Genomic DNA, 2,780 nt, shown 5'->3' on the forward strand with positions numbered 1-2,780 from the left:
GACCTTCCGTTCGACCGGCTCGTCGAGGTGCTCAACCCCGAGCGTTCGGCGTCCCGGCATCCGTTGTTCCAGGTCATGCTCACCGTCGGCGACACGACGGTGAGCGAACCTGAACTCGGCGGTCTGGCAGCACAGTTCGTCACTCCCGAGATCCGTGTCGCGAAGTTCGACCTGACCTTCGCGTTCGGAGAGCGCCGGGCGGCCGACGGCAGCCCGGACGGACTCGACATCACCGTGGAGTACGCCACCGACCTCTACGACCCTGCCACCGCGGAGGCCGTCGCCGGTCGCCTGGTACGTCTCCTCACCGCCGCCGTCTCCACCCCCGACCAGCCGGTCTCCACCCTGTCCCTCCTCACCGAGGACGAGCACACCCGTCTCGCCCACTGGTCCGGGCCCGCCACTACGGCCCCCCGGCTCGGTCTGGACGGTCTGTTTGCGGGTCGGGCGGCGCGTTCGCCGGAGGCTCCGGCTGTGGTGTTCGAGGATCAGGTGGTGTCGTACGGGGAGTTGGAGGTGTGGTCGAACCGTCTGGCCCGGTATCTGTCGGGCAAGGGTGTGGCGCCGGGTGATCTGGTGGCGGTGCATGTGGAGCGTTCGCCGCACATGGTGGCTGCGATCCTGGCGGTGCTGAAGGCGGGTGCGGGTTACACGATGCTGGATCCGCAGTTCCCGGATGAGCGTTTGAACGCTGTTCTGGAGCAGGTGCGTCCGGCTGCGGTGGTGACGCAGTCGCATCTTCCGGTGCTGCGGTCGGATGCGGTGCGTGTCGATCTGACACGTGAGGTGGCGGAGATCAGTGCCGTCTCGGGTGGGTCCGTAGCGACTGGTGGGTCTCCGGAGTCGGTTGCGTGTGTGATGTTCACGTCGGGTTCGACGGGTGTGCCGAAGGGTGTGGCCGCCTCGCACCGGGCGCTCGCGGCGACCTTTGTCGGCCCGGACTATCTGGCTTTCGGTCCGGAGCAGACGTTCTTGCAGTGTTCTCCGGTGTCGTGGGACGCGTTCGCGCTGGAGGTCTTCGGGCCTTTGCTTCACGGCGGCGTGTGTGTGCTTCAGCCGGGTCAGCACACTGATCCGCATCAGATCGTGGAACTGGTGGAGCGGCACCAGGTGACCACGCTCCAGATGTCGGCGAGCCTGTTCAACCACATGCTGGACGAACACCCCGCCGTCTTCGGACAGATACGAGAGGCGATGACCGCGGGCGAGGCGGCCTCACCGGCGCATGTCGCCCGCGCCCTTGAGGCCTATCCGCACCTGCGGTTGCTGAACGGGTATGGGCCGGCGGAGAGCATGGGCTTCACGACCACGTTCGCCATCGAGCCGGGTACGGCCGAGGGTGCGGCGAGCATTCCGGTGGGTGGTCCGCTGTCCGGGAAGCACGCCTATGTGCTGGACGGGAACCTGGAGTTGGTGGCCCCGGGCGTGCCGGGTGAGTTGTATGTCGCGGGGCATGGTCTGGCGCACGGTTACATAGGTCAGCCGGGTTTGTCGGCGGACCGTTTCGTGGCCAACCCTTACGGGCCTGCCGGGGCGCGGATGTATCGGACCGGGGACTTGGCGCGGTGGAACAAGCAGGGTGCGCTGGAGTATCTGGGCCGGGGCGATCAGCAGATCAAGCTGCGGGGTTTCCGGATCGAACCGGGCGAGATCGAGGCGGCGCTGGCGTCGCATCCGCAGGTGCAGCAGGCGGCGGCGGTGGTCCGTGAGGACCGTCCCGGTGACAAGCGCCTGGTGGCCTACGTCGTCGCCGACACGACCGACACGGCGGCCCTGGTGCGGCACACCGCGGCGCGGCTGCCCGAGTACATGGTTCCTGCGGCCGTCGTGGTCCTGGAGGAGTTGCCTCGTACGGTCAACGGAAAGCTGGACCGCCGGGCCCTGCCCGCGCCGGATCTGACCGCCGTGTCCGACGGCCGCCCGCCGCGCAATCCGGCCGAGGAGATCCTGTGCGGTCTCTTCGCCGACACCCTCGGGCTCGCTTCCGTCACCATCGACGACCACTTCTTCCACCGCGGCGGCCACTCCCTGCTCGCCACCCGGCTCACCTCGAAGATCCGGCAGGCCTTCGGCGTACGGCTCGGGGTGCGGGAGATCTTCCAGTACCCGACGGTCGGACGGCTGGCCGAGCTGATCGCGGCGGGCACCGGCGCGGACGAGCGTCCGGCGCTGGTGGCGGGGGAGCGGCCCGAACGGCCGCCGCTCTCCTCCGCCCAGCAACGGCTCTGGTTCCTGGACCAGTTGGAGGGGCCGTCGCCCACGTACAACATTCCGCTGGGTGTACGGCTCACCGGCGCGCTCGACACCGAGGCGCTGCGCCGCGCGCTGGTCGACGTGGTCGGCCGGCACGAAGCCCTGCGGACCACGTTCCCCTCGGAGCAGGGCCGGCCTCACCAGGCCGTCCGCTCCCTCGCCGAGACCGACCTCGCGCTCCCGGTGACCCCGGTGACGGAGGAGTCCCTGCACCAGGCGCTGGCCCGACTGGCCGGCGTCACCTTCGACCTCGCCACCGATCTGCCCATCCGCGCGGATCTGCTGGCGCTGTCCCTCGAGGAGCACGTGCTCCTGGTGGTGATGCACCACATCGCCTCCGACGGCTGGTCGAACGGCCCGCTCCTGCGGGACCTCGCCACGGCGTACGCGGCCCGCACCCGGGACGCGGCCCCCGACTGGGAGCCGCTGCCCGTCCAGTACGCCGACTACAGCCTGTGGCAGCGCAGTCTCCTCGCCACCGAAGAGGAGCGCCAACTCGACTTCTGGAAGTCGCAGTTGGCCGAGTT

General features: G+C 69.4%; 1 protein-coding gene. It reads left to right on the top strand.

The features are described from left to right. The coding region (locus ACFYZA_RS40230) for an amino acid adenylation domain-containing protein (protein WP_388495145.1) at nucleotides 1-2,780 on the top strand (2,780 nt) is incomplete at both ends.

Origin of the sequence: Streptomyces sp. NPDC001828 (assembly GCF_042892175.1) — a bacterium.
In the GTDB taxonomy this organism is placed as follows: Bacteria; Actinomycetota; Actinomycetes; order Streptomycetales; family Streptomycetaceae; genus Streptomyces.